The organism is Streptomyces sp. NPDC003943 (assembly GCF_053605265.1).
Genome location: NZ_JBSGIW010000020.1, coordinates 27509 through 53199, shown reverse-complemented (window position 1 = coordinate 53199; position 25691 = coordinate 27509). Strand labels below are relative to the sequence as shown.

Annotated in this window: 24 protein-coding genes, 1 tRNA gene and 1 pseudogene; 15 read left to right on the top strand and 11 right to left on the bottom strand. The window is 70.7% G+C overall.

What is annotated here, in order from left to right:
• Positions 1-56: 56 nt before the first annotated feature.
• The 3 genes from ACWEV0_RS11680 to ACWEV0_RS11670 all read right to left on the bottom strand — a co-directional run bounded on the left by ACWEV0_RS11680 (position 57) and on the right by ACWEV0_RS11670 (position 2489).
• Positions 57-257, bottom strand: a complete 201-nt coding sequence (locus ACWEV0_RS11680; protein ID WP_453148642.1) for a DUF397 domain-containing protein — start codon at positions 255-257, stop codon at positions 57-59.
• 254 nt (positions 258-511) lie between these two features.
• A complete protein-coding gene (locus ACWEV0_RS11675; protein WP_453148640.1) occupies positions 512-1405 on the bottom strand; it encodes a helix-turn-helix domain-containing protein in 894 nt (297 codons plus the stop codon).
• A 355-nt stretch (positions 1406-1760) separates the two neighbouring features.
• Positions 1761-2489 (bottom strand): GOLPH3/VPS74 family protein, encoded by a 729-nt coding sequence (locus tag ACWEV0_RS11670; protein WP_453148638.1) that lies wholly within the window; start codon positions 2487-2489, stop codon positions 1761-1763.
• A 188-nt stretch (positions 2490-2677) separates the two neighbouring features.
• On the opposite strand from ACWEV0_RS11670, the gene ACWEV0_RS11665 reads away from it, so the two are divergent.
• Both ACWEV0_RS11665 and ACWEV0_RS11660 read left to right on the top strand, forming a co-directional pair.
• Positions 2678-4900: a D-alanyl-D-alanine carboxypeptidase gene (locus ACWEV0_RS11665; RefSeq protein ID WP_453148636.1), complete on the top strand. Its 2223-nt coding sequence runs from the start codon at positions 2678-2680 to the stop codon at positions 4898-4900.
• A gap of 264 nt (positions 4901-5164) precedes the next feature.
• Complete coding sequence (locus ACWEV0_RS11660) at positions 5165-6967, top strand: MFS transporter (RefSeq protein WP_453148635.1); 1803 nt, start codon at positions 5165-5167, stop codon at positions 6965-6967.
• 11 nt (positions 6968-6978) lie between these two features.
• Here the strand turns inward: ACWEV0_RS11660 and ACWEV0_RS11655 are convergent, their stop codons facing one another.
• From ACWEV0_RS11655 to ACWEV0_RS11645, 3 genes are all read right to left on the bottom strand, one after another.
• Positions 6979-7809 carry an oxidoreductase gene (locus ACWEV0_RS11655; protein WP_453148633.1) on the bottom strand — a complete coding sequence of 277 codons (831 nt, stop codon included), beginning with the start codon at positions 7807-7809 and terminating at the stop codon, positions 6979-6981.
• A gap of 127 nt (positions 7810-7936) precedes the next feature.
• Positions 7937-9457 (bottom strand): sensor histidine kinase, encoded by a 1521-nt coding sequence (locus ACWEV0_RS11650; protein ID WP_453148632.1) that lies wholly within the window; start codon positions 9455-9457, stop codon positions 7937-7939.
• Positions 9438-10118, bottom strand: a complete 681-nt coding sequence (locus ACWEV0_RS11645) for a response regulator transcription factor (RefSeq protein WP_453148630.1) — start codon at positions 10116-10118, stop codon at positions 9438-9440. Before ACWEV0_RS11645 ends, ACWEV0_RS11650 begins: the two co-directional genes overlap by 20 nt.
• Positions 10119-10212: 94 nt before the next feature.
• Here ACWEV0_RS11645 and ACWEV0_RS11640 point away from each other — a divergent pair, with 94 nt between their 5' ends.
• Positions 10213-11628: a DUF2079 domain-containing protein gene (locus tag ACWEV0_RS11640; protein ID WP_453148628.1), complete on the top strand. Its 1416-nt coding sequence runs from the start codon at positions 10213-10215 to the stop codon at positions 11626-11628.
• A gap of 111 nt (positions 11629-11739) precedes the next feature.
• Here ACWEV0_RS11640 and ACWEV0_RS11635 read toward each other — a convergent pair whose 3' ends face one another.
• The gene (locus ACWEV0_RS11635; protein ID WP_453148626.1) at positions 11740-12126 is read right to left on the bottom strand and encodes an RICIN domain-containing protein; all 387 of its coding nucleotides are present in this window, start codon (positions 12124-12126) and stop codon (positions 11740-11742) included.
• A gap of 668 nt (positions 12127-12794) precedes the next feature.
• Positions 12795-13304, bottom strand: coding sequence for an ArsI/CadI family heavy metal resistance metalloenzyme (locus ACWEV0_RS11630; protein ID WP_453148703.1), 510 nt, complete (start codon positions 13302-13304; stop codon positions 12795-12797).
• A 105-nt stretch (positions 13305-13409) separates the two neighbouring features.
• Between ACWEV0_RS11630 and ACWEV0_RS11625 the strand changes: the two genes are divergently transcribed.
• From ACWEV0_RS11625 to ACWEV0_RS11610, 4 genes are read left to right on the top strand one after another with little or no spacing between them, the layout of a single operon-like run.
• Positions 13410-13796 (top strand): ArsR/SmtB family transcription factor, encoded by a 387-nt coding sequence (locus tag ACWEV0_RS11625; protein ID WP_453148624.1) that lies wholly within the window; start codon positions 13410-13412, stop codon positions 13794-13796.
• Entirely contained in the window at positions 13793-14533 is a 741-nt protein-coding gene (locus tag ACWEV0_RS11620) for an aquaporin (RefSeq protein WP_453148622.1), read from the top strand. The genes ACWEV0_RS11625 and ACWEV0_RS11620 overlap by 4 nt, the downstream gene beginning before the upstream one ends.
• A 26-nt stretch (positions 14534-14559) precedes the next feature.
• Positions 14560-14979 (top strand): arsenate reductase ArsC, encoded by a 420-nt coding sequence (locus ACWEV0_RS11615; protein ID WP_453148620.1) that lies wholly within the window; start codon positions 14560-14562, stop codon positions 14977-14979.
• Positions 14976-15476: an N-acetyltransferase family protein gene (locus ACWEV0_RS11610; RefSeq protein WP_453148618.1), complete on the top strand. Its 501-nt coding sequence runs from the start codon at positions 14976-14978 to the stop codon at positions 15474-15476. Before ACWEV0_RS11615 ends, ACWEV0_RS11610 begins: the two co-directional genes overlap by 4 nt.
• Positions 15477-15946: 470 nt before the next feature.
• On the opposite strand, the gene ACWEV0_RS11605 is transcribed toward ACWEV0_RS11610, so the two are convergent.
• Positions 15947-16384: a hypothetical protein gene (locus tag ACWEV0_RS11605; RefSeq protein ID WP_453148704.1), complete on the bottom strand. Its 438-nt coding sequence runs from the start codon at positions 16382-16384 to the stop codon at positions 15947-15949.
• 39 nt (positions 16385-16423) lie between these two features.
• Between ACWEV0_RS11605 and ACWEV0_RS11600 the strand changes: the two are divergent.
• A pseudogene (locus ACWEV0_RS11600) lies at positions 16424-16702 on the top strand (tyrosine-type recombinase/integrase); the annotation flags it as partial.
• A gap of 70 nt (positions 16703-16772) precedes the next feature.
• Here ACWEV0_RS11600 and ACWEV0_RS11595 read toward each other — a convergent pair.
• Positions 16773-16845, bottom strand: a tRNA-Arg gene (locus ACWEV0_RS11595).
• Positions 16846-16986: 141 nt separating this feature from the next.
• On the opposite strand from ACWEV0_RS11595, the gene ACWEV0_RS11590 reads away from it, so the two are divergent.
• From ACWEV0_RS11590 to ACWEV0_RS11570, 5 genes are all read left to right on the top strand, one after another.
• Entirely contained in the window at positions 16987-17403 is a 417-nt protein-coding gene (locus ACWEV0_RS11590) for an SRPBCC family protein (RefSeq protein WP_453148617.1), read from the top strand.
• Entirely contained in the window at positions 17403-17837 is a 435-nt protein-coding gene (locus ACWEV0_RS11585) for a MarR family winged helix-turn-helix transcriptional regulator (protein ID WP_453148615.1), read from the top strand. The genes ACWEV0_RS11590 and ACWEV0_RS11585 overlap by 1 nt, the downstream gene beginning before the upstream one ends.
• Positions 17838-18027: 190 nt before the next feature.
• Positions 18028-18696 carry a ScbR family autoregulator-binding transcription factor gene (locus ACWEV0_RS11580; protein ID WP_453148613.1) on the top strand — a complete coding sequence of 223 codons (669 nt, stop codon included), beginning with the start codon at positions 18028-18030 and terminating at the stop codon, positions 18694-18696.
• Between the two features lie 285 nt (positions 18697-18981).
• Positions 18982-19773: a TetR family transcriptional regulator gene (locus ACWEV0_RS11575; RefSeq protein WP_453148611.1), complete on the top strand. Its 792-nt coding sequence runs from the start codon at positions 18982-18984 to the stop codon at positions 19771-19773.
• 156 nt (positions 19774-19929) lie between these two features.
• The gene (locus ACWEV0_RS11570) at positions 19930-21702 is read left to right on the top strand and encodes a class I adenylate-forming enzyme family protein (RefSeq protein ID WP_453148702.1); all 1773 of its coding nucleotides are present in this window, start codon (positions 19930-19932) and stop codon (positions 21700-21702) included.
• Here ACWEV0_RS11570 and ACWEV0_RS11565 read toward each other — a convergent pair.
• Complete coding sequence (locus ACWEV0_RS11565) at positions 21675-22949, bottom strand: M6 family metalloprotease domain-containing protein (protein WP_453148609.1); 1275 nt, start codon at positions 22947-22949, stop codon at positions 21675-21677. The genes ACWEV0_RS11570 and ACWEV0_RS11565 overlap by 28 nt on opposite strands.
• A gap of 324 nt (positions 22950-23273) precedes the next feature.
• Here ACWEV0_RS11565 and ACWEV0_RS11560 point away from each other — a divergent pair, with 324 nt between their 5' ends.
• Positions 23274-23975, top strand: coding sequence for a TetR/AcrR family transcriptional regulator (locus tag ACWEV0_RS11560; protein WP_453148700.1), 702 nt, complete (start codon positions 23274-23276; stop codon positions 23973-23975).
• Between the two features lie 157 nt (positions 23976-24132).
• Positions 24133-25653, top strand: a complete 1521-nt coding sequence (locus ACWEV0_RS11555; RefSeq protein ID WP_453148607.1) for an MFS transporter — start codon at positions 24133-24135, stop codon at positions 25651-25653.
• Positions 25654-25691 lie beyond the last annotated feature (38 nt).

Genomic DNA, 25691 nt, shown 5'->3' with positions numbered 1-25691 from the left:
TGATCGCGTGGATCGCGACGCTGACCGCGCTGACGCGGTACGAAGGGCGCTCGGGCTCACACGGCCCCGGCGCTCACCTCGCCCACGAACGCGTTCCACGAGGACGGTCCGAAAGAAAGGGAAGGGCCCTCCGGTGCCTTCGAGTCGCGCACGTCGATCGCGTTCACGACGGGGGACTTGACCTCGACACAGGCGCCGTTTCCGCCGGAATACGAGGACTTCGTCCAGCTGTCGGTCGCGCCCTGGATAATGGCCATTCTTCTCAACTCCGGTTCTGCGAGACGTGCGTCGGGTTCCCGCCAACGTTCTTGGCTGGCGTGATCGACGCTACTCGCCCCGCCCCGTCCTGCGGGACCGGCGTTCACTCGACCGGATGGCATATTCCAAGTGCGCTTCCGCCGCGGTGAGTCGGGGGTGTACCGTACCGGCCTCTTCCCCCCGCGCCCCGGTCGAATGGCCGCCGAATGACGGGATTCAGGCCGGGACGCCCGCGGAGTTCCTCATTCGCCCCTCATTCGTCCGATTCTCCGTCGAGGTCGGTTCCGGCGTCGGCGTACCGCTTCGCCATTTTCATGATGTACGCCCGCGTGTCGTCCGCATTCAGCGCCTGTGCCCGCAAGTGCTCGTACATCACGCTGTACTTGGCGACGTCCTGCGCCTTCTCCAGATAGAGGTCGCTCGTCACGCCCTCGATGTAGACCACGCTGGAGTCCGAGGTGTCCGGGAATTCCAGAATCGCGTAATGCCCGCTGATGCCCGGGTGCGCGCCCATGTGGAACGGCAGCACCTGCACGGTCACGTGCGGCAGGTGCGACTGCTCGACCAGGTGCTCCAGCTGCTCCACCATCACCTGGCGGCCGCCCACCACGCGGCTCAGCGCGCCCTCGTCGATGACCGCCCACAGCCGCAGCGGACGCTCGCCGTCCTCCCTGATCCGCTCCTGGCGGCGGGTGCGGACCTGGACCCGCTTCTCGATGTCGGCCTGCGTCGACTCCGGCAGCGCGCCCGCGATCACCGCCTCCGCGTAGGCGTGGGTCTGCAGCAGCCCCGGGATGATCTGCGGTTCGTAGACCCGCAGGCTCTCCGCGTCCGTCTCCAGACCGATGTAGACGCTGTACGGGATGTCGCCGAAGGCGTGCCACCAGCCCTGCTGGCGCGAGTCCTTGGCCATCTGCATGAGCGAGTCGACCACCCGCTCGTCCTCGACCTCGTACACCCCGCACAGATCGCGGACGTCACGCTGGCTGATCGAACGCCGGCCGTTCTCGAGGCGGCTGATCTTCGACTGGGAGACGAGCAGGCGCTCCGCGACCTGCTCGGCCGTCATGTTCTTCGCCTCCCGGAGCCGGCGCAGCTCCTGTCCCAATCGGCGTCGCCTGACGGTGGGGTTGACACTGGACGCCACGGAAACTGCACCTCCGGCTGTCGGCTGCGTAGCTGTGAGTATCTACTGCTTGGCAGACTGCCACCAAAGGTGCGGTGTGCGCTGGAAAACCACCAGAGATGCGCGGGCGGGGCGGTCGTGAGGACGACCGCCCCGCACACGTATGCGGCTCCCGGTGCGGCCCGGTGACGGACCGGCGGTGGACCGGTGGTGAGTGGGGCCCGGGGCCCGGGCGACCGCGTGGGGGCGGGGCCGGGGGCCGGGGGCCTGGGTGGTTCGGGTCTTGCGATGCGGTGCGATGCGATGCGGTGTGGTGCGGAGGGTCCGCTGGACCCGGTGGATCCGCTGGATCGGGTGGATCCGCTGGATCGGGTGGTCACATGGCGACGCGCGCCATGCTTCCCCGGCGCGGCTGGGACGGCACCGCGCCGCCCGCCGTCGTGCTGCCGGCGTTGCCGGTCGCGCTACGGCGTGGCTGGGCGCCCGCGCCGTTCTGAACGTCGAGGACGGCGTGGGCCACGAGGCCGCCCATCGGGTCGTGCCGGATCAGGTCGCGCAGCCGGGACCGCGACGACCGTCCTTCGTTGCCGGGGTACAGGTGCTTGCCGAGACCGACCGCGTGGGCCAGCGCGGCGAGCGCCGCGGTCCGCGGGTCCGGCGGTACGCCGGTGCGGATCGCACTGTCCAGCCGGGCCCTGATCTCCCGGCTGATGGCCGTGTCCGTCGCCTGGTAGCGAGTCGTCGGCAACACCCCGCACATCTGGCTCTCCACGGCATGGACCATGCCGCATCGCTCCAGATGCGAGAGATACGTCTGGCGCAGCCCCAGTCGGGGCCCGCCGATCCAGTGGACGGCCCGTACCGGACTGCCGCGCCTGCGCAGCAGTTCCAGTGCGGAGTCCAGAGTCGGATCTCCGGTCGGCCGTGGCATCACCACGGCGATACGATCCCCGTCAGGGGCTATCCGTCCTGCCAGAGCCAGCTCCACTAGCTGTGCTCCGGCCAGGCCGAGGTCGAGCGACTGCGGCTGCGCTGTGGTACCCGTGGCCGGGTCCAGAGCGAGCAGCAGAAGCTCCTCCGGAATAGTTCTGCGGCTCCTGCCCATCCATGCCTCCCCGCGTGGATGAATGACAGGGTGACCCCTCTCACATTCATCTGTCGAGAGTGCCTGGGCGCTTCGCCCGGGAACCAGTAGGTATGTCGTTCTCGTCTAGCACGGGAGCCGAGGGGTTCGCACAGGACACTGTTGGTTGTTCGTTCGTTGAAGTCATGTGAAGGCACGGAGGAGGCACGGTGGCGGGCGAGTCCCCCGACAAGGCGGAGCAGGGTGAGGGCCGGGACCCGCGGCTGTCGGTCGTCCAGGACCGCGACCGCGGCCGGGTAGACCAGCCGACGGCGGTCTTCAAGGCACTGGCTCCGCGCACGGCCCCGGAGGACGAGCCGGCGGAGCCGGCGGAGGCCGGGGGTTCGGCGGAGTCGGCGGACGAGGCCGAGGGGCCCGTGGAGCCGGCCGGGGAGGCGTCGGCGAAGGCGGCGGCCGAGGCCGAGGCCGAGGCCGAGGAGTCCGTGGAGCAGGGCGAGGACGAGGCCGAGGCCGAGGTCCGGGCGAAGTCCGAGCCGGAGGCGGAGGCGCCCGCCGCGAGCGAGTCGTGGTTCGCCGTGCGCAAGTCCGCCGTGAGCGAGCCGAAGCCGGAGTCGGAATCCGAGCCGGAGCCGAAGCCCGAGGAGAAGGCCGAGCCGAAGGCGGAGGGGAAGCCCGAGCCGAAGCCCGAGCCGAAGGCGGAGGAGAAGGCCGAGCCGAAGGCGGAGGAGAAGTCCGAGCCGAAGCCCGAGCCGGAGGGCGAAGCCGAGGACAAGGCGAAGCCCGAGCCGGCGGCCGAGCCCGAGTCGAAGCCCGAGCCCGAGTCGAAGGCCGAGGCCAAGCCGGATCCGAAGCCCCAGCCCGTCGACCAGCCGACCGCCGTCTTCAAGGCGGTCAAGCCGCCGGTCGTCGACCAGCCGACGACCGCGCTCAAGCTGCCGCCGAGGTCCACCTTCCGCCCGCTCCAGGGCGACATCACCCAGGAGCAGCAGAAGCCCGCGTCCACGCCCGCGTCCGCGCCTGCAGCCGCACCCGCGGCCGCCGCCAAGGCCGAGCCGCCGGCGGCGCCGAAGTTCGCGCAGGCCGCGCCCGCCGCCGTACCCCCGTCGCTCACCGAGCCGGAGCGGACCAAGCAGCAGCCGCTGCCGCCGCGTCCGCCGCTGGAGATCCTCGCCGAGCTGACGAACACTCCGCCGCCGCCGGAGACCACGCTGCGCACGACGGTGCGCCGGGTGAAGATCTGGACCCCGCTGGTCCTGCTCCTCCTGGTCGTGTTTGCGGTCGTACAGATCGTGCGCCCGCTCCCGGACCCCAAGCTGGTGCTCTCCGCCGCTCCTCAGTTCACCTTCGAGGGCGGCGAGCCGGACATCCCGTGGCCGTCCGAGGGCCAGGGCGCGGCCGAGGTCGAGGGCGTCGGTTCGCTCGGTACGTACGGGGCGCAGAAGCCGGCTCCGATCGCGTCCATGGCGAAGACGATGACCGCGTACGTGATCCTGCGCGACCACCCCATCAAGGGGAACGAGGAGGGTCCGCAGATCGAGGTCGACAAGACCGCCGGCGAGCAGGCGAAGGCGAAGGACGAGTCGACGGCCCCGATCAAGGAGGGCCAGCGCTACTCGGAGAAGGAGCTCCTCGAGCTGCTCATGATCCCTTCGGGCAACAACGTGGCCCGGCTGCTCGGCCGCTGGGACGCCGGCTCGGAGGAGGCGTTCGTCGCGAAGATGAACGCCGCCGCCAAGGAGCTGGGGATGACGGGGTCGACGTACACGGACCCGTCCGGTCTGCAGTCGACCACGATGTCGACCCCGCTCGACCAGCTGAAGCTGGCGAAGGCGGTCATGCAGTTCGACGTGTTCCGCGAGGTCGTGGACATGCCGAACGTGACGGTCGAAGGCATCCCGACCCGGATCGAGAACAACAACACGATCCTTCTCGAGCCGGGTGTGGCGGGCATCAAGACGGGTTCGTCGACGCCGGCCGGTGGCAACCTGCTGTGGGCCGCGTACACGGTGGTCGACGGCGAGAAGCGCCGGATCGTCGGCGTGACGATGGGCGCCAAGGACGCGACGCAGCTCTACCAGAAGCTGGACCTGGCGATCGCGTACAGCCTCAAGGTCATCCAGAAGGCGCAGAAGGTGGTCACCTCCGCCGCCGTCGTGAAGAAGGGGCAGGTCGTCGGCTACGTGGACGACGGTCTCGGCGGCCGTACGCCGGTCGTGGCGACCAAGGACGTCAAGGCGATCGGCTGGCCGGGCCTGAAGGTCTCCCTGGCGCTGGGCGCCGGCGGCAAGGTCGTACCGCACAAGGGCAAGGCCGGTGACGTGGTCGGCGAGGTGTCGATCGGCACGGGCGCCGGCAAGGTCAGCGCGCCGGTGGCTCTGGAGAAGGACCTGGCGGAGCCGGGCTACGACAAGAAGCTGACCCGACTGGGCTGATCCGGCGGGGGCGACCCCGGCCGGGCCGACCCGGCCGCGCGGCCGATCCGGCCGGGGATGCCCCCGGCCGGGCCGACCCCCGGCCGGTCCCACCTGGCCAGGCATGACCCGACTGGACCGACGCGACAGGCGCCCGGGAGCCACCCGGGCGCCTGCCTGTTAGCGTTCGGTGGGGACGAGAGAAAGGCAGCAGAGGCAGGGGACAGGGGAGAGGGCCGCAGTTTGACCACCGTCGAGCCGACACGCGCCACCGAGGCCGGACCCATGGACTCTGCTTCACCATCGCGAATAGACCTGCCGTCCCCGCGGCCGCCCGCGCCGTTGGACGTCGTATCCCCGTCCTGGCGGGACAAGCGCCGCTTCACGGTTCTGGTCGCGACGGCCGTGGCCGCGGTCACGCACCTCCTCTGGTTCTTCTTCTTCGCCAACAGCGGCGGGGACCTGGCGGCGCAGGACGCGTGGGCGGAGTTCGTCGGGCGGCACCCGGACTCGGCGTACAACCTCGCCTGGTACGGCGGGATGCACCCGGTCTCGTACAGCGTGGTGTCCCCGTACGTCATGTCCCTGCTCGGCGTGCGTTCGACGATGATGATCGCCGGGACGCTGTCGGCGGGCCTGACCGCGCTGATCCTGGTGCGGGTGCGGGCGGTGCGCAATCCGCTCGCGTGCGCGCTCGCCGGGGTCTTCGCGTTCCTGTGCAACGCGCTGTCGGGGCGGGTCACCTTCGGGCTCGGCATGATGTTCGCCCTGGGGGCGGTCGCGGCGGTGTTCTGCTGGCCGCACCGCTGGCGCCACCGGCGCTGGGCGAAGGCGGCGGTCGCCGCGCCGCTCGCCGGGATCGCGACGGCGTGCAGCCCGGTGGCGGGGCTGTTCCTGGGCGTGGTCGCGGCGGCGCTCTTCCTCAACAAACGGCGCCCGGGCGCGTACGCCCTCGGGCTCGCCCCGGTCGCGGTCGTGGCGCTCTCGGCGTGGCTGTTCCCGTTCTCGGGCACGCAGCCGATGTCGTTGATGTCGATGAGCCTGCCGTTCCTCTTCGGCGTCCTGGTGCTCGTCCTCGTTCCCCGGGAGTGGCGCACGGTGCGGACGGCGGCGGCCGTGTACGCGGCCGGCACGCTGCTGACCTGGCTGGTCGACTCGCAGATCGGCTCGAACGTCTCCCGGCTCTCGATGCTCTTCGCGGGCGTGGTGCTGCTCGCCGCCCTGCCGTACGCGCGGCCGCGCTCGCGCCGCTGGTACGCGATCGTGCTGGCCTTCGTCGGCCTCAACGTGTGGATCGGCTTCAAGGGCGTCGACGACGTGATCCGCACCGCCCCGGACGCCTCCTGGGCGCGCGAGGTCGCGCCGCTGATCAACCAGCTCCAGGTGCGCGGCGCCGAGCAGGCCCGCGTCGAGGTGGTGCCGGCCTCCAGCCACCGCGAGTCCTCGGCCCTGGCCCCGTACATCAACCTGGCCCGCGGCTGGAACCGCCAGGCCGACATAGAGCGCAACCCGCTCTTCTACGACGACACCCTCAACGCCGCCGACTACCACGACTGGCTCGACCGCTGGGCCGTCCACTACGTCGTCCTCCCGACCGGCGCCCCGGACTCGGGGGCCGAGCGCGAGGCCGAACTGGTCGACGACGGCCTGCCGTACCTCAGGCAGGTCTGGTCCGACGACAACTGGCGGCTCTACGAGGTCACCGACCCGATGCCGCTCGCCGACCCGCCCGCCCGCGTCGAACGCGCCGGGGCCAACGAGGTCGTCCTCCACCTCGACGCCCCCGGCCGTGTCCGCATCCGCGTCCCCTACTCCCCGTGGCTCGCGCTCCTCGACGCCGACGGAGCCAAGATCGAACCCCCGCAGGAGACGGAGGCATCGAAGAAGGCCCGCGAGTCCGCCGCCGACTCCGACAAGGAGCCTCCCAGGGTCTTCGCCAACGAGGAGGGCTGTCTGCTGAAGTCGGCTCCGGACGCGGACGGCGACGAATGGACCGAGCTCCTGGCCCCGAAGCCGGGCACGTACCGCCTCGGCGCCCCGTACAAGCTGTTCCCGCGCGGCACGGCCTGCCCGGAGGAACTGCGCTGAGCCGCTGAGTCCTACGCGAGGTCGGTGGACAGGGCGACGTGCCGCCACTGGTCGAGTTCGCGCCGCACCAGCTCCAGCTTCGCCTCGACGCGCTCGACGGCGTCCCCGCCCAGCTGCAGCCGCAGCGGCGGCTCGGCGGCCTCGGTGACGTCGACGATCGCCCTGGCGGCCTTCACCGGATCGCCCGGCTGGCGCCCGTCGACCTGCGCCAGCGCCTCGCGCACCGGCCCGGCGCCGGCGGCGTAGTCGCCGATGGAGGCCGGCTCGACCCGGATGCTGGAGCCGCTCAGGAAGTCGGTACGGAAGCCACCCGGCTCGACGATCGTGACGCGGACCCCCAGCGGGGCGAGCTCGCCGTGCAGTGCCTCGGAGATCCCCTCGACGGCGAACTTCGACGCACCGTAGAGCCCGACCGCGGGCGCGGTGGCGAAGCCGCCCACGGATCCGATGTTCAGCACATGCCCGGACCGCTGCGCCCGCAACGTCGGCAGCGTCGCCCGCAGGGTGTTCAGCACCCCGAACACATTGACGTCGAACAGCTCCCGCGCGGCCTCGTCGGACGTCTCCTCGACGGCGCCCACGAGCCCGTACCCGGCATTGCAGACCACCACGTCGATCCGGCCGAACTCCGCGACCCCGGCCTCCACCGCCTTGGCCAACTCCCCGGCCTCGGTCACGTCCGCCCGCACCGCCAACAGCCCCGCCGGCTGCTCCGGATACGCCCGCAGCACCGCCGCCACGTCCCTGGCCGTCGCGACCACGCGATGCCCTCGCCCCAACGCCTCCCGGGTGATGGCGGCCCCGAGCCCCCGCGCCGCCCCGGTGACAAACCAAACGCTCATGTTCTCCCCTGCCCGACCGCTCGATCGTTCGACAGCGCGACGCTAGATGCTGGAGTGCGCTCTAGATCAAGCCGCCGGGCGGCCGGACCTTCGTCTGCCCGTGATGAGGATTCCCGGGCCGGCGGCCTCATGCGCTGCGGGCCGGAGCCTCCGACCCGCTGCGCAGGGGGATGCGGACCACGAGCCGAGCCCCCTGGGCGCTGTCCGCGGCCACGAGTGTTCCTCCGTGCCGAGCGGCGATCTCCCGGGCGATGGGCAGACCCAGGCCGGCACCGCCGTCGGAGCGCGCCCGTGCCTCGTCGAGCCTGGTGAAGCGCTCGAACACCTTCTCCCTGTCGGCGGGCGGAATGCCGGGGCCGTCGTCGGTGACCTCGGCGACGATCGTCCCCGCCTCGACCGATGCGCGGACGGTGACGCGGTGGCGAGCGTGCCGGCAGGCGTTGCCGAGCAGGTTGCGCAGCAGTCGCTCCAGTTGTATCGCGTTCCCGCGGACGATCGCGCGGGACGGAACCTCGCACGTCAGCGTCAGCCCTCGTGCGGTGGGCAGATGTTGGTGTTCCCGGACCAGATCTTCCGCGAGGGGGGAGAGGTCGACTTCCTCGGCTGCCGGGGCGGCACGCGGAGAGCCGTCCATCTGCGCGAGCAGAAGGAGGTCGTCGGCCAGGGCCTGCAGGCGAACGACGTCCGCCACCGACTCACGCACGACGGACGGCCAGTCGATGCCTTCCGGGTGCCGTAGCGCCGACTCGAGTTGCGCACGCACGGCCGCCAGAGGACTGCGGAGCTCATGGGCGGCGTCCGCGACGAACTGCTGTTGCCGGGTGGAGGCTTGCTCCAGCCGGTCGAGGGTGTCGTTCGTCGTGCGCGCCAGCCGGGCGATGGCGTCGTCCGTCTCCGGGACGGGGACGCGCTGGTCCAGGGAGTGGCTGGTGATGTGGGCCAGCTGCCGACGGATCGCCTCGACGGGCCGGAGAGAGCGGCCGGCGGTGACATGGGTGAGAAGGCCGGTGAGCATGCCGACGGCCGGGGCGCCGGTGGTCAGCGCGACCCAGTAGACGGTGTCGATGTTGCCCCACTGGTACTGCACCTGACGCAGCAGATAGACGGCGAGGAGCAGCAGCGCCGCGCTGGTCACCGCGGCTGTGAGGACAAGACGGCTTCGGAACGGGATGCGCGGCGCGCCGTTGCCCAGGGCGGTCCACGCGGCCATGCCGGCGAGAAGCCCGGTCGTCGGTGCGACGAAGAGGAGTCCCCACGAGAGGGTGGCGTCCGCCGTGTCGAAGGGGAGGACGGAGTTGTAGTGCTCGACCCACCGCACTTGTGTGAAGTAGAGCACGGACGCCGAGCCGGCGGCGGCGGCCGACGTGCGGACGCGTACCGCTGTGCTGTGGCCCTTGGCGGAGAACCAGCACGCCAGTGCCACGCAGGCCGTACCGAGGAAGAGGCCCGGCCGGCTCAGGAGCTCGATCTGCGGTCCGATGCGATCGGTGGCGAAACGCTCGGGCCCCGCGGGAGCGAGCGGTCCGGCGAGGTGGTCGGCGTACTGGAGCCACGCGACTGCCAGAACGACCCCGAGAGCCGACGCGAGGGCCGTGACCCAGGCGGGGCGCGGTGGCCGTACGCCGACGTCAGCCGCTGCTCGAATCACGGATGCGATAGCCCCCTCCTCGGACTGTTTCGATGGATTCGGTTCCGAAGGGCACATCGATCTTCCGCCGGACCGCGCTGATGTAGACCTGCACGATGTTCGGGTCGCCCATGAAATCCGCGGACCATACCTCTTCCAGCAGATCGTGCTTGGTCACCACTTCTCCGCTGTGCCGCAGCAGGCTCTCCAACACGCCGAATTCCTTCGGGGTCAAGGAGATCGGCGTCTGTTTTCGGCCGCACGCTCGACGGGCGGGATCCAGCCAGAGATCGCCTGATTCGAGAATTGTCGGGGTCCGTGAACCGCCGCGGCGGAGCAGAGCGCGAAGCCGCGCCTCAAGAACCACGTACGAGAAGGGTTTTGCCAGATAGTCGTCGGCGCCCGTATCCAGTCCCTCGGCCTCGTCGTACTCGCCCGACTTCGCCGTCAGCATGAGCACGGGCACGTCGTTCTTCTCGGCGCGGAGCCGTGAACACACCTGGTAGCCGTTGAGTCCGGGAAGCATGATGTCCAGCAGTACCGCGCTGTACGGGAATTCCCGTGCCATGTGCAGTCCCGTGACGCCGTCGTGGGCCACGTCCACGGCGTAACCGACCGCCGACAGGCCGCGCTGCAGAGAGGCGGCCAGCCGCTCTTCGTCCTCGATCACCAGCACTCGCACGGCCCCAGTATGTCGCGCGCAGCGGAACCCGAGCTGAGGAAATCCTCAGCCTTCTTCAGCTCATCCTCAGCGGACGCCCCGCACCATCTGGCCCATGCTGTCGACCACCGCACGTGTCCTGCCCAGTCCGCCGCGCGAACCCCTCAGGGTTCAGCGGCGGCACTCCGCGGGGCGGCGGTCGCTGCCGGCTGCCCTGGCCGTGGTGGTGTTCCTCGCCTACGCGGCCTATGCCCTCCGTGAGCACGGCCGGTTCGGCACGACCGGCTATGACCTGGGAATCTTCGACCAGGCGGTGCGCTCCTACGCGGACGGGAGATGGCCGGTCTCCGAGATCCGGACGGCCACCGCTCCCCCTGGCTTCACGGGCGACTCGTATCCGCTCCTCGGTGACCACTTCCACCCCGTCCTCGCCCTCCTCGCCCCCCTCTATCTGGTGGCGCCACACGTGGAGACCCTGCTCGCCGCGCAAGCGGCACTCATGGCGGGCTCCACGTACGTGATCACTCGTGCGGCACAACTGCATCTGCGACACCGCTGGGCCGCTTTCTCACTGGGTCTGGCCTACGGATTCTCCTGGGGACTCCAGCAGCTGGTCGCGTTCGACTTCCATGAAGTCGCCTTCGCCGTGCCGCTCCTGGCACTCGCCGGCCGCGCGTACCTCGACGGGCGATGGGTTCCCGCCGCCTGGTGGGCAGCCGCCCTCCTCCTGGTCAAGGAGGACCTGGGAGCCACGACCGCCCTCTTCGCCCTCCTGATCCTTCGCCACCATCGCCGGGCCGGCCTTCTGCTCGGCGGAACGGCGATCGTCGGTACGGCGTTGACCGTTCTCGTGGTGATTCCCGCCCTCGCCCCTGACGGCCGGTACGGCTACCTGGCCCAGCAACAGGCGTACGGGATGCTGGACGGCTGGCCGGCGAAGACCCTCACCCTCGCCGCGCTTCTCGCGGTCACCGCGGGCCTGGCGCTCCGAAGCCCGTTCGCCCTGCTTCTGTTGCCGACGCTGGCGTGGCGCCTCTTCTCGCCGAACCCGGCGTACTGGGGGACGGAGCTGCACTACTCCGCCGTTCTCATGCCCATTGCGTTCATCGCCCTCATCGACGTCCTGCGGAGGGGAGTGCGCCTGCCGGTCCTCGTGCCGTTGGCGGTGGCGGTGGCCCTGCTCCCGGCACAGCCGCTCCGCGACCTGGTGGTCCCGGGGTTCTGGCGGGACGGCGACCGCCAGACGGCGGCCCGGAGCGCGATCGACCTGGTCCCCGCAGGCGCACGAGTGGCCGCAAGCAACAGCCTCGCCCCGCACCTCACCGACCGGGCGACCGTTCACCTCGTCGCCGACGGTGTGCTGACCAGGCACAAGGACATCACATGGATCGTGGCCGACACCGACGATTCCTTTCCCGCCGGCGGGGTCGTTGCCGTCATCCGGCAGGCCGAGGAGAATGGCTGGCGCAGCGTCTACGACGAAGGCGGAATGATCGTCCTGCGGAGCCCCACCGACCCGGGGCGTCCCTGAGCGACTGACATCCGCCCACGTCCTGAGCCGTTGCCCTGAACGGGCCGAGGCCCGCCCTCTGCGACAGGGCGGGCCTCGGTCTTACTCACACTCACACTCAGCGCGTGGAGCTCAGCTCCACTTCTGGTAGTTGCCCCCGTTGTAGGAGTGCGTGTAGACCTGCTTGTTCGCATTGCTGTCGAGCGCGTAGCCGGTCGCGACGTTCTTCAGCACGTAGCCGGAACCGCTGTAGCTGATGGTCCACTTCTGGTAACTGCCGCCGTTGCAGGACAGGGTGTAGACGGCCTGCGCGGCGTTGCTGTCCAGGCAGAACCCGGTGGCCTGGTTCTTCACCGTGTAGCCACCACTGACGGACGAGACCGTCCACTTCTGGTAGGCGCCCGTGTTGCAGTCGTGGGTGTAGACGGCCTGCGCGGCGTTGCTGTCCAGGCAGAATCCGGTGGCGACGTTCCGGAACTGCTCGGTGCCCGGGACAGCGGCCTGAGCCGGCGCCGTCATGGCCAGAACTCCGGCGCCGGCCAAGGCCACGGAGGCTAAGGAAGCAGCCAGGGTCTTTCGCGTGAACATATTTTCCCTTTCGGTGATGGCCAATTGCCGCGTTGAACGTAACTGAGGCCGATCGAACGAAACAACGACAGTTATGGATATCGCCGATGCGCAAGCTGCCGTGCGTCAACACTTCTCGTTCCGAGGTGCAGGCGCGCAACATGTGATACGGGAGTGACTCGCGGCGATCAAGGGCTGCGGAATCGGGCACTCTGGGCAGCGAAAATGGAATCCGGTGCGCCGCCCTCGGTGGATCGACACCGAAGGGAAGGCCTTTTATCCCGATTGCTCATGTCTGGGGTATTAATCCGGAGTGTGGAATTCCTCCTGCGGGATAGGCGGGATCCCATTGCCTCCGCCTCGAAAACAGGTCGGCCTCTCGGCACCCCTGCCGGCGACCGACTCACCGCCAGGCGTGATCACCGAGGGCGGTTTCATGGGGAGCGGCGGCGCCTTCGGCCGTGCCGACGAGGGCACGCAAACGGCCCCGGACGAGTCGTCCGAGGCCGAGTGGGACCCATGATTGTTGAGCTGGCCGGTCCACCGCGCAGGCTCCGTGGGCGCCCCTCGTTCCCCGTGAGTCCCCGCGCGATCTGGCACGGATGTGGCATGCCCTGGGCTCAGCCTCCACAGGTGCAGCCGGCAGCTGCCTTCGCCTGCGCCGGCGACTGCGCCGCGTCGAGGGCCTGCTCCTCCGGGGTGCAGCATGCCGCGGTGCCGCAGCAAGCGTCGGGAGCGGCCTCGGCGGCCTTGGTCAGGGTGTCGGCGTCGGCCTTGACCACGTAGACCTCCCAGGGCTCCTTGCCCGGGCCGGTGACCCAGACCTTGTCCTGGAGGGCGTAGCAGCACGCGGTGTCGTTCTCCTCGAAGGTGGCCAGTCCGGCGTCCTTCAGGCGTGTGGTGGCCGCGGTGACCTGGTCGGTGCTCTCGACCTCCACGCCCAGGTGGTCGAGCCGGGTGTCCTCGTCTGCCTCGCCCTCGATGAGGACGAGCTTGAGCGGCGGCTCGGACACGGCGAAGTTGGCGTATCCGGGGCGCCGCTTCGCGGGCTCGACGCCGAACAGCTTCGAGTAGAACGCGACGGAGCCTTCGAGGTCGGCGACGCGAAGGGCGAGCTGGACGCGGGACATGGCGGTCTCCCTGATCTTCACGATCCGATGCTGTTTCGATGTCTGTCGATACAGCTTGGTGAGGTCGACGTTGCCACTGGATTAGATGGATGTCAACATAGACGCATGTCGAAATCAGAGTTGCCCCTGATCGGGCAGGACGATCAGGGGGCATGCTGCTCGCCGATGGTCCGTGAGCCGTTGGGCGAAGAAGTCGCCGTCGACCTGGCCAAGATGTTCAAGGCCCTGTCGGACCCGATCCGGCTGCGGCTGCTTTCGCTGATCGCCTCACACGAGGGCGGCGAAGCCTGCGTGTGTGACCTGACCGGCCCCTTCGACGTGTCTCAGCCGACGATCTCCCACCACCTCAAGGTGCTGAGGGAAGCCGGTCTGGTGGGCTCGGAACGTCGTGGTACCTGGGTCTACTACTGGGTGCTGCCCGCCGCCCTGGCCCGGCTCTCCTCCCTCCTCCAGACGCCGGCCGAAGCCGTACCGGCCGGAGCGATCAGATGACGCCCTCCCTCGGCCGCCGTGCCCTGGCCGAGCTCATTGGTACCGCCGCCCTCGTCGCGATCGTGGTCGGCTCCGGCATACAGGTCACCGAGCTGACCCACGACGTGGCCCTCCAGCTGCTCGCCAACTCCCTTGCCACCGTCTTCGGCCTCGGCATGCTCATCGCGCTGCTCGGCCCGGTCTCCGGGGCCCACTTCAACCCGGCCGTGACCCTCGCCGTGTGGTGGACCGGACGCCGTGACAGGGACGGCTTGGACCTGCGCGCGGTAGGGGCGTACGTGCCCGCGCAGATCGCCGGCGGCATCGGCGGCACGGTGCTGGCGAACGCGATGTTCGCCGAACCCCTCGTCCGGCTCTCCACCCACGACCGGTCCGCCGGTCACCTGTGGCTCGGCGAGATCGTCGCCACCACCGGCCTCGTCCTCCTGGTCCTCGGCCTGGGACGGACGGCCCAGCAGCGTCTCGGCCCGGTTCTCGTCGCGTCCTACATCGGCGCGGCCTACTGGTTCACCTCGTCCACCAGCTTCGCCAACCCGGCCGTGACCATCGCGCGGGCCTTCTCGGACACCTTCGCGGGCATCGCCCCAGCCTCGGTACCACCCTTCATCGCCGCCCAGCTCCTCGGGGCCGGCGTCGGCGTCGCCCTGGCGCTCGCCCTCTTCGGCCGTTCCGCGCCCACGCCTGAGGCGGCGCCCGCCTCGACCGGCGAACCCGGACTCGCCACCGCCGGCCGCTGAACCACCCCGACCCAGGAAGTCCGCCCGTGACCACTCCCGAAATCCCGTCCGTCCTGTTCATCTGCGTCCACAACGCGGGCCGGTCCCAGATGGCCGCCGCCTTCCTCGCCCACCTCGGCGGCCACCGGGTCGAGGTCCGGTCAGCCGGTTCCGCCCCCGCCGACACGGTGAACCCGGCCGTCGTCGCGGCCATGTCGGAAGTCGGCATCGACATCTCGGCCGAGACGCCGAAGGTGCTCACCACCGAAGCCGTGCAGGCGTCCGACGTGGTCATCACCATGGGCTGCGGCGACGCCTGCCCGTACTTCCCCGGCAAGCGCTACCTCGACTGGAAGCTGGACGACCCCGCCGGCCAGGGCGTGGACGCCGTCCGCCCGATCCGCGACGCCATCGAGCAGCGCATCCGCGGCCTGCTGGGCGAACTCGGCATTGAGCCGCGCCCATGAACGCCGCCGCACGCATCGTCACCATGCGGCCTGAACACGCCGAACAGGTCTTGGCGATCCATCAGCTCGGAATCGACACCGGGCACGCCACCTTCGAGACCGCTGCGCCCACCTGGGCGCAGTTCGACTCCTCCCGCCTGCCGGAACACCGCTTCGTCGCTCTTGGCTCGACGGACGATGTCGTCGGCTGGACTGCCGTGGCGCCCGTCTCGGACCGCTGCGCATACGCGGGCGTGGTGGAGCACTCCGTTTACGTGCACCCTGACGCGCGCGGTCAAGGAGTCGGCCTCCTCCTGCTCCAGGCCCTCCTGGCCTCGACCGAGGCAGCCGGCATCTGGACCGTCCAATCCGGGGTCTTCCCGGAGAACACGGCAAGCCTGGCCCTTCACCACCGGGCCGGGTTCCGCACGGTCGGAACGCGCGAGCGCCTCGGTCGTCACCACGGAACCTGGCGTGACGTGGTCCTGATCGAGCGTCGAAGCCCAGACGTGAACTAGCCCGCCCACATCACCACCACCCACCCTCGACTCCCATCCCGTCTGCCGTCGGCCCACACGCATGTGGAGGGGGCGCGGTGCCGGGCGTCCAGGTGGAGCGCGCCACTGTACGAACGACCTGGACGCCCGGTGCCGTGGCTGCTCGGCTTGTCCTGGGCCGATGGCAGACGGGATGGGAGTTCCCCGCCTCAGCACCCCACCGGCCGGCACTCGCGTACGGCGCCCCCGCCATCCCGGAGTCGGAGCGCGCCCGCCGGAGGCATGTCGGTGACCGTGGGAACCCGGCGGCCGTTGGGGCTCGAACTCATGCCCTTGGGCCTGTCCCGTCTTGCAGGGGCGGGCGTCGGCGCAGCGCGCGCGGAGCGGGCCGCAGGCAGGAGCGTCGCGCGGAGCGGAGCCGGGAAGCCCGCCCGGCGGAGCGGCAGCGCAGCCGGGTGCCTTGATGAGGTGGAGAAACCTGTAACAGGTCCCTAGAGGTGGATGTACGCGATCGTCGCGTCGTCGTTCTGCTTGCTCCGGGGCCATCGGCTCAAGTCGGGGTCGGACTGCTCCGCTTCGCGGATTCGCCGGATCACGTCTTGGGGGCCGCTGTGGGTGAGTAGATCCAGACAGCCCTGCCAGTCGGTCGCATGGAACGTGGTCACGAGTCGCGCCGCGCCATCAGTGAGCAGGGCTGTTCTACGAACATGGGATGCGTTCTCCGTACCGGTGAGAGCCTGGCTTGCTGCTGCCGGGTCGGCGGCTGCCACCCAGTACCCACCTGGCGTGTTCCGAACACCGCGGTCTTCCCTGACGAGGGCCTGATGGGCTCTCCTCCGCTCCTCCGACTCAGGAGCCGACTCCGCGAGAGCCTCGCGGGCTCGTGGTGCCACGTAGGCAAGACGATCGTCCGTCACGGCGGTGATCATCCCGCCCCTGTCCACAACGACTGTGCAGTCCCCCAGGAGCGGAGCAATTTCCGGGATGACTGGGTGGCGGCCAAGGCAAAGGCCGGCGTCTCCGACGGCGCGCACTTTCATGATCTGAGGCACACGGACAACACGCTGGCGTCCATCGCGGGGGCGAGCACCCGGGAGCTGATGACGCGCATGGGGCACAGCACCACGCGGGCCTCTCTGATCTACCAGCACATGACGAGCGACCGGGATCAGCACATCGCGGGGAAGCTCGGGGAGATCATCCGCCAGGCCCGGGGGAGCGGCGATCCGTCGCCTTCTGGCACGTAGGTGGCACGGCCGTGATCATGAGAAAGGGCCAGCCTCGGGGAAATTGCCCCTGAGCCGGCCCTTCTTCTTGTGCCCCCGGCAGGATTCGAACCTGCGACACCCGCTTTAGGAGAGCGGTGCTCTATCCCCTGAGCTACGAAGGCGGGATACAACGCTCGACAGTGTAGCGGGTGGGCCGGGCGTGGCCGGGGAGTCCGGGAGGAAGCCGGGAAACCTCTGGACGGATGGTCTGCGCGAAGATAGTCTGTGCATAGATTAAATGGGGACGAGGGACGGGGATCGCTATGTGGGCGTACGAGCACAGTGTCGAGACCGAGGCGACCGGGCAGGCCGTCTGGGAGCTGTGGGCCGATGTGGAGAACTGGGGGGAGTGGAACGCCGACATCAAGGGCATCGCGATCGACCGGCCGTTCGGCGAGGGTGCCGGGATCGTGATGAACCCGGGGACGGAGGAGGCGGTCGAGCTGGTCGTCACCGAGGCGGTTGCCGGGGAGCGGTTCGTCGACGAGGCGCGGTTCGGGGGGTTGGTGTTGCGGACCATGCACCGGGTCGAGACGGGCGAGCGGGCGCGGACGCGGGTCACGTACCGGATGGAGATCACCGGGGAGGGCGTGGACGAGCTCGGGCCGCAGGTGGGGCCGGCGGTGACCGGGGACTGGCCCGACACGATGGCGGCGCTGGTGAAGGCGGCCGAGCGCTGATGGCGGCGCTCGAACCGGAGGAGAGCCCCGGGTTTCTGCTCTGGCACGCCACGCTGCGCTGGCAGCGGGACATCGGGGCCGCGCTCGCGCCGCTGGGGCTGACGCATGTGCAGTTCGTGCTGCTCGCCTGCGCCTGGTGGCTCAACGGGCGTGGCGAGCGGCCGCAGCAGCAGGCCCTGGCGCGGCAGGCCGGGACCGACGTGAAGATGACGTCGCAGGTGCTGAAGGCGCTGGAGGCCAAGGGGCTCGTCGAGCGGGAGGTCGATCCGGTGGACACCCGGGCGAAGCGGCTGCGCGTCACGGCGGCTGGGGCGGAGCTGGCGCCGCGGGCGATCGCCGTCGTGGAGGAGGTCGACGCGCGGTTCTTCCCCGCGGACGTACGAGCGGGGGCCGTGGCCCTGCTCCGGCGCATCGCCGAGCCGACGGAGGGTTAACTGCCCGTCGCCGCAAGGAGGCTGGTGACCTGCCACACGCGAACGTTTACGATACGGACCAACCGGTTTTGTTTCCGCTTCCTGTCGAACCGGTTGGGTGGTTTTACTCTCGAATTGTGGACGCGTGAAGCATCCGGTTGGAAACGCCAGCCTTACGGTCTACTTCGCACCGTGAGGTACGGAGGATGTAGTGGCACAGCAAGAACGCGCCATCCGCACACGTCAGAAGATCGTGCTCGCGGCGGCCGAACTGTTCGACGAGGTCGGCTACGAGGCCGCGACGATCTCCGAGGTGCTGAAGAGGTGCGGGGTCACCAAGGGCGCCCTCTACTTCCACTTCTCCTCCAAGGAGGAGCTCGCCCAGGAGGTCCTCGCCGGCCAGGTCGCGGCCCTGCCTCCCGTACCGCAGCGCGAGCTCTTCCTCCAGACGCTCACCGACGAGGCCCTCGTCCTCGCCCACCTCCTGCACATCGCCGACCCCATGGTGCGCGGCAGCGTCCGCCTCACCGTGGACCAGGGCTCGCCGCACGACGGCCTCGACCGCCGGGTCCCGATGCAGGGCTGGATCGACCACAACGTGGACGTCCTGAGCAAGGCGAAGGAGGCCGGCGAGCTGCTGCCGCACGTGGACATCCACGCCACCGCCAGCCTCTTCACGGGCAGCTTCACCGGCGTGCAGGTCCTCTCCAAGATCATGACCAAGCACGCCGACATGGTGGAGCGGGTCTCCGACCTCATGCGGACCATCGTCAGTGCCATCACCGTCCCCGGCGTGCTCGTCCGCCTCGACTTCTCGCCGTCGCGCGCCGAGCGCGCCTATGGGGAGGCACTCCAGGCGCGCGGCGAGGCCGCAAGCTGATCGAGCGCGGGGAGTTGACTTACCGTCAGGGCCCGTTCGCGGCTTACAGCTCACGGCTCTGAGCTCTCGCTTCCCACCTCACGGCTCACTTTCGGTCATGGTGAGGTCGTCAGCCGAGAGACGTCCGTCCTTGAACTCGGTTGTGCTGCCGGGGCGTTGATGTTGCTTCCGAGTCTCCCCCGTGACCGCACGGCGGCCGAGGTCTTTTCCGTAACGCGAAATACCGCTGGGCCGGTTTGTTAAAGTGCTGGCAAAGTGACGGTTGGTGCTGCGTACGGAGGTCCCTTGGCCAAGCAGGAGCGGGCGATTCGGACGCGCAACGCCCTCGTCGAGTCGGCGGCCGCGCTCTTCGACCGGGACGGCTTCGAAGTCGCCTCGCTCGCGACCATCAGCGCCCGTGCCGGCGTCAGCAGCGGGGCCCTGCACTTCCACTTCCCCAGCAAGGCGGAGCTGGCCGACGCCGTCGTCGCCGCGGCCGGCGAGCGGCTCGTACGGATCACCCGGGAGCGCGAGGCGCTCCCGCTGCAGAGCCTCATCGACGCCAGCCACGAACTCGTTCAGGGGCTGCGCTCCGACGCCGTCCTGCGCGCCGGCTTCGCCCTCGCCTCCGCGAACGGCGGACGCGGGCACGGGCACGCGCACGGGCAGGTGGATGGGCACGTGGATGGGCACGTGGACGTGGACGTGCCCGGGCAGTCGGCGACGGCGGAACCGGCGGCTGACTTACGGCGGCTGTGGTGCGACTGGGTCCGGTCCGTCGTGGCACGGGCCGAGCGCGAGGGCCTGCTCGCGCCGGACGTGACCGCCGAGGAGGTGGCGGCGACGGTGGTCGCGGTCGCCGCAGGGCACGCGACCCTCGGACACCAGGACCCGAGCTGGCTGGAACCGGCCCCGCTCACCCGGTTCTGGACGTTCCTGCTGCCCCGGGTGGTCGGCGCGGCCCGGGCGGGGCTCTTCGTGGCCTCGGGGAACGGGAACGGGGACGCGGGAGAGGACGGGGGAGAGGACGGGGGAGACGGCGGGAACCGGGACGAGGACGAGGACGGGAACCGGGACGGGCCCGCGGACCTCTCGTGACGCGGCCCGCCGAGCGCTGGGTAGCGTACGGACGACGAAGACGGGCAAGGAGACGGCCGGCAGGCGGCCGAGCAGGCGCGCGAGGAGGCGGGAGCAACCGTGGACGAGTCGCACACCGACCGGCAGTCACCCGACCACCCCGACCAGCCCCACCCCATCCTCCTGTCCGGCCCCGGCGCGCCCTTCGCCGTCGACGAGTACGGCGTCTACGCCTCCGGCCCCCGCACCCTCCGCGAGTTCGTCGAGGCCACCTGGGCCTTCGGTGACCGCCCCTTCCTCGTCACCGAGGACGGGGCGACGACGAGCTACCGCGCCTTCTTCGACGCCGCCTGCGGCCTCGCCCGCCGGCTCGTCGACGGGTACGGGCTGCGCCCCGGCGACCGGGTCGTCGTCGCGATGCGCAACCACCCCGAGTGGCAGACCGCCTTCTGGGCCGCCCAGCTCGCCGGACTCGTCGCCGTACCGCTCAACGCCTGGTGGACCGAGGAGGAGTTCGCGTACGCGCTCGACGACTGCGCGCCCCGCGTGCTGCTCGTGGACGGCGAGCGGGTGCCGCGCGTCGCCGCCTGGGCCCGCGCCCACGCCGTACCCGGCGTCGTCTTCCACGGTGCGGGCGGGGAGCTGGTCGAGGGCTTCGAGGCGTACGTCCCCGACACCGACCCGTTCCTCGGCCCCCCGCCCGTCGACGTGCTGCCCGAGCACGACGCCACGATCATCTACACCTCGGGCACCACCGGCCGCCCCAAGGGCGCCGTCGCCACCCACCTCGCGCAGGCGGGCGCGGCCATGAACCCCGGCTACTTCGCCGCCGCCTCCGCCCTCCGCCGCGGCGCGCGGCCCGGTGCCGGGCCCGTGCCGGTCTCGCTCACCACGTACCCCTTCTTCCACGTCGCCGCCTTCACCTCCTTCTACTCGGTCATGGCGGCCGGCGGCACCCTCGTCCTGATGCGCAAGTGGGACCCGGCGAAGGCCCTGGAGCTGATCCGGACCCATCGCGTCACCCACTACGCGGGCGTCCCCACCACCGCGCTCCAGCTGCTCGACCTCGCCGAACGCACCGGCGACCCGCTGGAGTCGGTCACGATGTTCAACACCGGGGGAGCGGCTGCCCCGCCCGGGCTCGCCGCGCGGATCGCCGCCGCGTACGGGGAGCGGATCGAGCCGCGCAACGGCTACGGCCTCACCGAGACCTGCGGCGGTGTCCTCGCCAACTTCGGCGCCGAGTACCGCGCCCACCCCGGCAGCGTGGGCCGGCCCACCCCCGCCACCGAGGTGCGGGTCGAGCGGCCGGACGCGGACGGCGTCGGCGAGCTGTGGCTGCGCGGTCAGGCGCTCGTACGCGGCTACTGGCGCGACGAGGCCGCCACCCGGGAGGCGTTCACCGCGGACGGCTGGTTCCGTACGGGCGATCTGGCGCGGATCGGGGACGGCGGCCTGGTGACGATCGTCGACCGGCTCAAGGACATGGTGATCCGGGGCGGCGAGAACGTGTACTGCGTCGAGGTCGAGGGCGTGCTCCAGGACCACCCGGACGTCGTCGAGGCCGCCGTCCTCGGCGTCCCGCACCCCGTCCTCGGCGAGGAGGTCGCCGCCGTGGTCCGGCTCCGCGCGGGCGCGAAGGCCGGGACGATGGCGGACGCGGCGGCCGGGGCTGGGGCCGGGGCGGGGGCCGGCGCGACGGTCGGAGCCGCTGAGCTGCTGCGGGAGTACGTGGGGACGCGGCTCGCCGCGTTCAAGGTGCCCGCGCATGTCGTCATACGGGAGACGGCGCTGCCCCGCAACGCGGGCGGGAAGGTCCTCAAGCGCGAGCTCCGGGACAGTGTCGGCGGTCAGTTGCAGGACGGCGCGGGCGGCAGTGTCGGCGGTCGGCTCGGGGATGGTGTGGGCGGCAGTGTCGGCGGTCAGCTCCGGGACACGCGGACGCGGTAGCCGCCCGTCGCCGGGTCCTCGTCGAGGACGGTGATCCGGATGCCGTTGGCCCGGTCGGTGAACGACTCGCCCGGTGCGTACGGGGCGTCCGACAGCTCCGCCTGGACGTTGGGGCGCCGCGTGCAGCCGCCGCTCTCGTGGTCGCTGTCGGTGACGGTGATCGGGCCGTGCCCGGTGTCGACGTCCGTGTCGACGCGGTAGACGAGGACGCCGGGCTTGCAGACGGCCTCGTCGTTGCCCTCGCGGGTGCGGACCTCGACGGCGTAGCCGGAGGTGCCGGAGAACGGGACGAAGGCGAGCTTGGGGCCGCCGCTGACGGCCAGCGGGGTCAGCGTGTACTCGAAGTCGCCCGGCCGGGAGGCGCAGCCGACCTGGTCGTCGTCGAGCCAGCCGAGCTTCCACTTGTGCCAGCCGAGCAGGTCGTTGTTGGCCCCCCAGTCCTCGGACATGATGTCCCAGTGCCCGACCGTGCCGCCGCCGTCCGCGGTGTAGAGGTCGGGGAGTCCGAAGACATGGCCGTTCTCGTGCGGCAGCACCCGGTAGCCGGTGTCGGCGTAGCTGCCCGAGCCGTCGTCCTGGCGGCTGTAGACGAAGGACGTGTTGGAGAGCGGCACGCCGTCCGCGTAGGGAGCGTCGTCGTTGCCGGAGAAGGTCACGGACAGGACGGTGTCGAGCGCGGAGGGGCCGGCGTTCGGAGTGACGAGGACGTTGACCAGGTCGTACGCGCTGAAGTCCACGCGCGCGTCGGCGGCCTTCACGATGTCCTCGACGAGCTTGCGGTAGCCGGGTTCGTACGGTGAGCCGCGCTCGACGCCGTACGAGGAGAAGGGGCGGGGCATCCGCAGCCAGTCGGGTATCGGGGTCTCGGGGCGGTACTGCAGGCGGCCGTACGAGCTGACGCGGAACCAGTCGGCCGTCCGCGGGAAGAACTCGCGGAAGCGGGTCATGGCCGTGCCCTGCCCGGGGGTGTCCGGGAAGTCGATCATCAGGTTGAGGGCCCTGATCAGGCCGGTGGAGCGGGCGTACCCGGGCGTGGTCGGGACTCCCTCCGACATCTGCACACCCATCGTCGTGGCGATCCGGCACGGTTCCAGCGGCGCCTTCCCGGGCCTGTTGGCCACGGGGCCCGCGGAGGCGGGGGCCGGGCCGGGCAGGGTCGTGCTGGCCGTTGCCAGGGCGGCGATCGCGAGGACGGCCGCCGCGGCCAGGGCGATGGGTCTGCGTATCCGCAGGGGAGTCTCCTGCATGCGGTCGCCTCTCTGAGCTCCGTCGGCTCCGTTTCCGTCAGCTCCGTCAGTGCGATCAGCCTGTGGCGGGCGGTCGGGGCGCGCGCGCCGGGTGAGCCGACCGGGGGATGTGACTCAGGTCACAAGGTGGCCGGGAAATAACCGGGGATCCGTTCCCCGTTTATGCCTGTGTTCGACGAAGTGGGGACTCGGTCCCCGGATCAGTCGGACCGATCGGACCGCCCGGTTCACCCGGACCGTTCGGACCGCGCGGTCACACGGACCGCCCGGTCACCCGGACCGTTCGGACCGCTTGGACTACTTGGGAGAGGTACGGCAGTGAGCATCAGCCCCGCTGACACCGCGGCCACCGGCGAACTCGCCCCTGCCGGATCCGCCGCGCCCGCGCGTCGCGTTCCCCGCCCCCGTGCGGACGCGCTGCGCAACCGCGAGCGCATCGTGACGGCGGCGCGCGAGATGTTCGTGGAGTTCGGCGCCCAGGTGCCGCTCGACGAGATAGCCCGCCGCGCCGGCGTCGGCAACGCCACGCTGTACCGCAACTTCCCCGAGCGCTCCGACCTCGTCCGCGAGGTCGTCGTCTCCTCCATGGCCCGGATAGCCGAGCGGGCCCGGGAGGCGGGCGAGCAGGAGAGCGACACCTTCGCCGCCCTCCGCCGCTTCACGCACGCCGCCGCCGACGAGCGGGTCGGTGCCCTGTGCCCGATGCTCGACGGCGCCTTCGACCAGGACCACCCCGACCTCGTGGCCGAGCGCACCCACCTGGAGGAGGCCGTGCAGGGCCTCGTCGACCGGGCGCAGGAGGCCGGCCGGCTCCGCGCCGACGTGGGGGTCGGCGACCTGATGGTGGCGGTCTCCCAGCTGACCCGGCCGCTGCCCGGCACGGCCTGTCTGAACATGGACCGGTTCGTGCACCGCCATCTGCAGGTGTTCCTGGACGGTCTGGAGACGCCCGTGCGCTCCGAACTCCCCGGCGCCGCAGCGACCCTGGAGGACCTGAGGAACAGCGCCTGCGCCGCCCGTGGATGACGGCCGTCCGCTGACGCCGGTCGGCCGGTGACGCCGGCCCCCGCCCCTAACTCCCTGACTTCCATTTCCCGCCCCCGCCCTGCCCGTCCCTCCTCCCCTGCCCTCCCCCTCGCTTAAGTCCTTTTTCACCGTTTCGCGCCAAGAGGTGGCTACCCCCATGTCAAAAATCGCCCAGACCCAGGCCGACCCCAGCCGCTGGAGAGCCCTGCTCTTCATCGCCCTCGCCCAGCTGATGGTCGTGCTCGACGCGACGATCGTGAACATCGCGCTGCCCTCCGCCCAGCACGACCTCGGGATATCCGACGGCAACCGCCAGTGGGTCATCACGGCCTACGCGCTCGCCTTCGGCGGTCTGCTGCTCTTCGGCGGCCGGGTCGCCGACCTGTGGGGCCGTAAGCGCACCTTCGTGGTCGGTCTGATCGGCTTCGCCGCGGCCTCCGCCCTCGGCGGCGCCGCGACCGGCGAGGCGATGATGCTCGGCGCCCGTGCGCTGCAGGGTGCGTTCGGCGCGCTGCTCGCGCCGTCGGCGCTGTCGCTGCTCGCGGTGATGTTCACCGACGCCAAGGAGCGCGCCAAGGCGTTCGGCATCTACGGTGCGATCGCCGGTGGCGGTGGCGCGGTGGGCCTGATCCTCGGCGGCTTCCTGACCGAGTACCTGAACTGGCGCTGGACGTTCTTCGTCAACATCCCGTTCGCGATCATCGCGGCGGCCGGTGCCTTCTTCGTGATCCGTGAGCCGGCCGGCGGCCGCAACCGCTCCGCGCTCGACCTGCCTGGCGTGGTCCTGTCCACCCTCGGACTGGTCTCCCTGGTCTATGGCTTCACGCGTGCCGAGTCCGACGGCTGGACGGCCCCGGTGACCATCGGGCTGTTCGTCGCCTCGGTCCTGCTGCTCGCGACCTTCGCCCTCGTCGAGGCGCGGGTGAAGTCCCCGCTGCTGCCGCTGCGCGTCGTCACCGACCGCAACCGCGGCGGTGTGTACCTGTCCCTCGGTCTCGCGGTCATCGCGATGTTCGGCCTGTTCCTCTTCCTGACCTACTACCTCCAGGTCGTGAAGGGGTACTCGCCGGTCAAGACGGGCTTCGCGTTCCTGCCGATGATCGCGGGCATGATCACCGGTTCCACGCAGATCGGTACGCGGCTGATGACCCGGGTCCCGCCGCGCTGGCTGATGGGTCCGGGCTTCCTGACCGCCGCGGCCGGCATGCTGCTGCTCACGCAGCTGGAGATCGGTTCGTCGTACGCCGGGCTGATCCTGCCGGCGCAGCTGCTGCTCGGCCTCGGCATGGGTACGGCGTTCATGCCGGCGATGTCCCTGGCCACGCTCGGCGTGGACCCGCGGGACGCCGGTGTGGCCTCCGCGATGGTCAACACCTCGCAGCAGGTCGGCGGCGCCATCGGTACGGCCCTGCTGAACACCATCGCCGCCTCCGCCACCACCGCGTACATAGCGGACCACGTGGCCGGCGCGACCACCCCGTCGGCGCAGAAGCTGCTTCAGCTCCAGGGCATGGTCGAGGGCTACTCGGCCGCCATCTGGTGGGCGGTCGGCATCCTGGTCGTCTCGGCGACCATCGCGCTGACCTTCATCACCACCGGGAAGCCGGGCGGCGGCGTCGTGACCGGCTCCGGTTCACCCGTGGAGGACGAGGTGAAGGTCCCGGTCATCGCGCACTGAGCGTGCACTGAGCCGGGGGCCCACCTCGCCCGCCACCT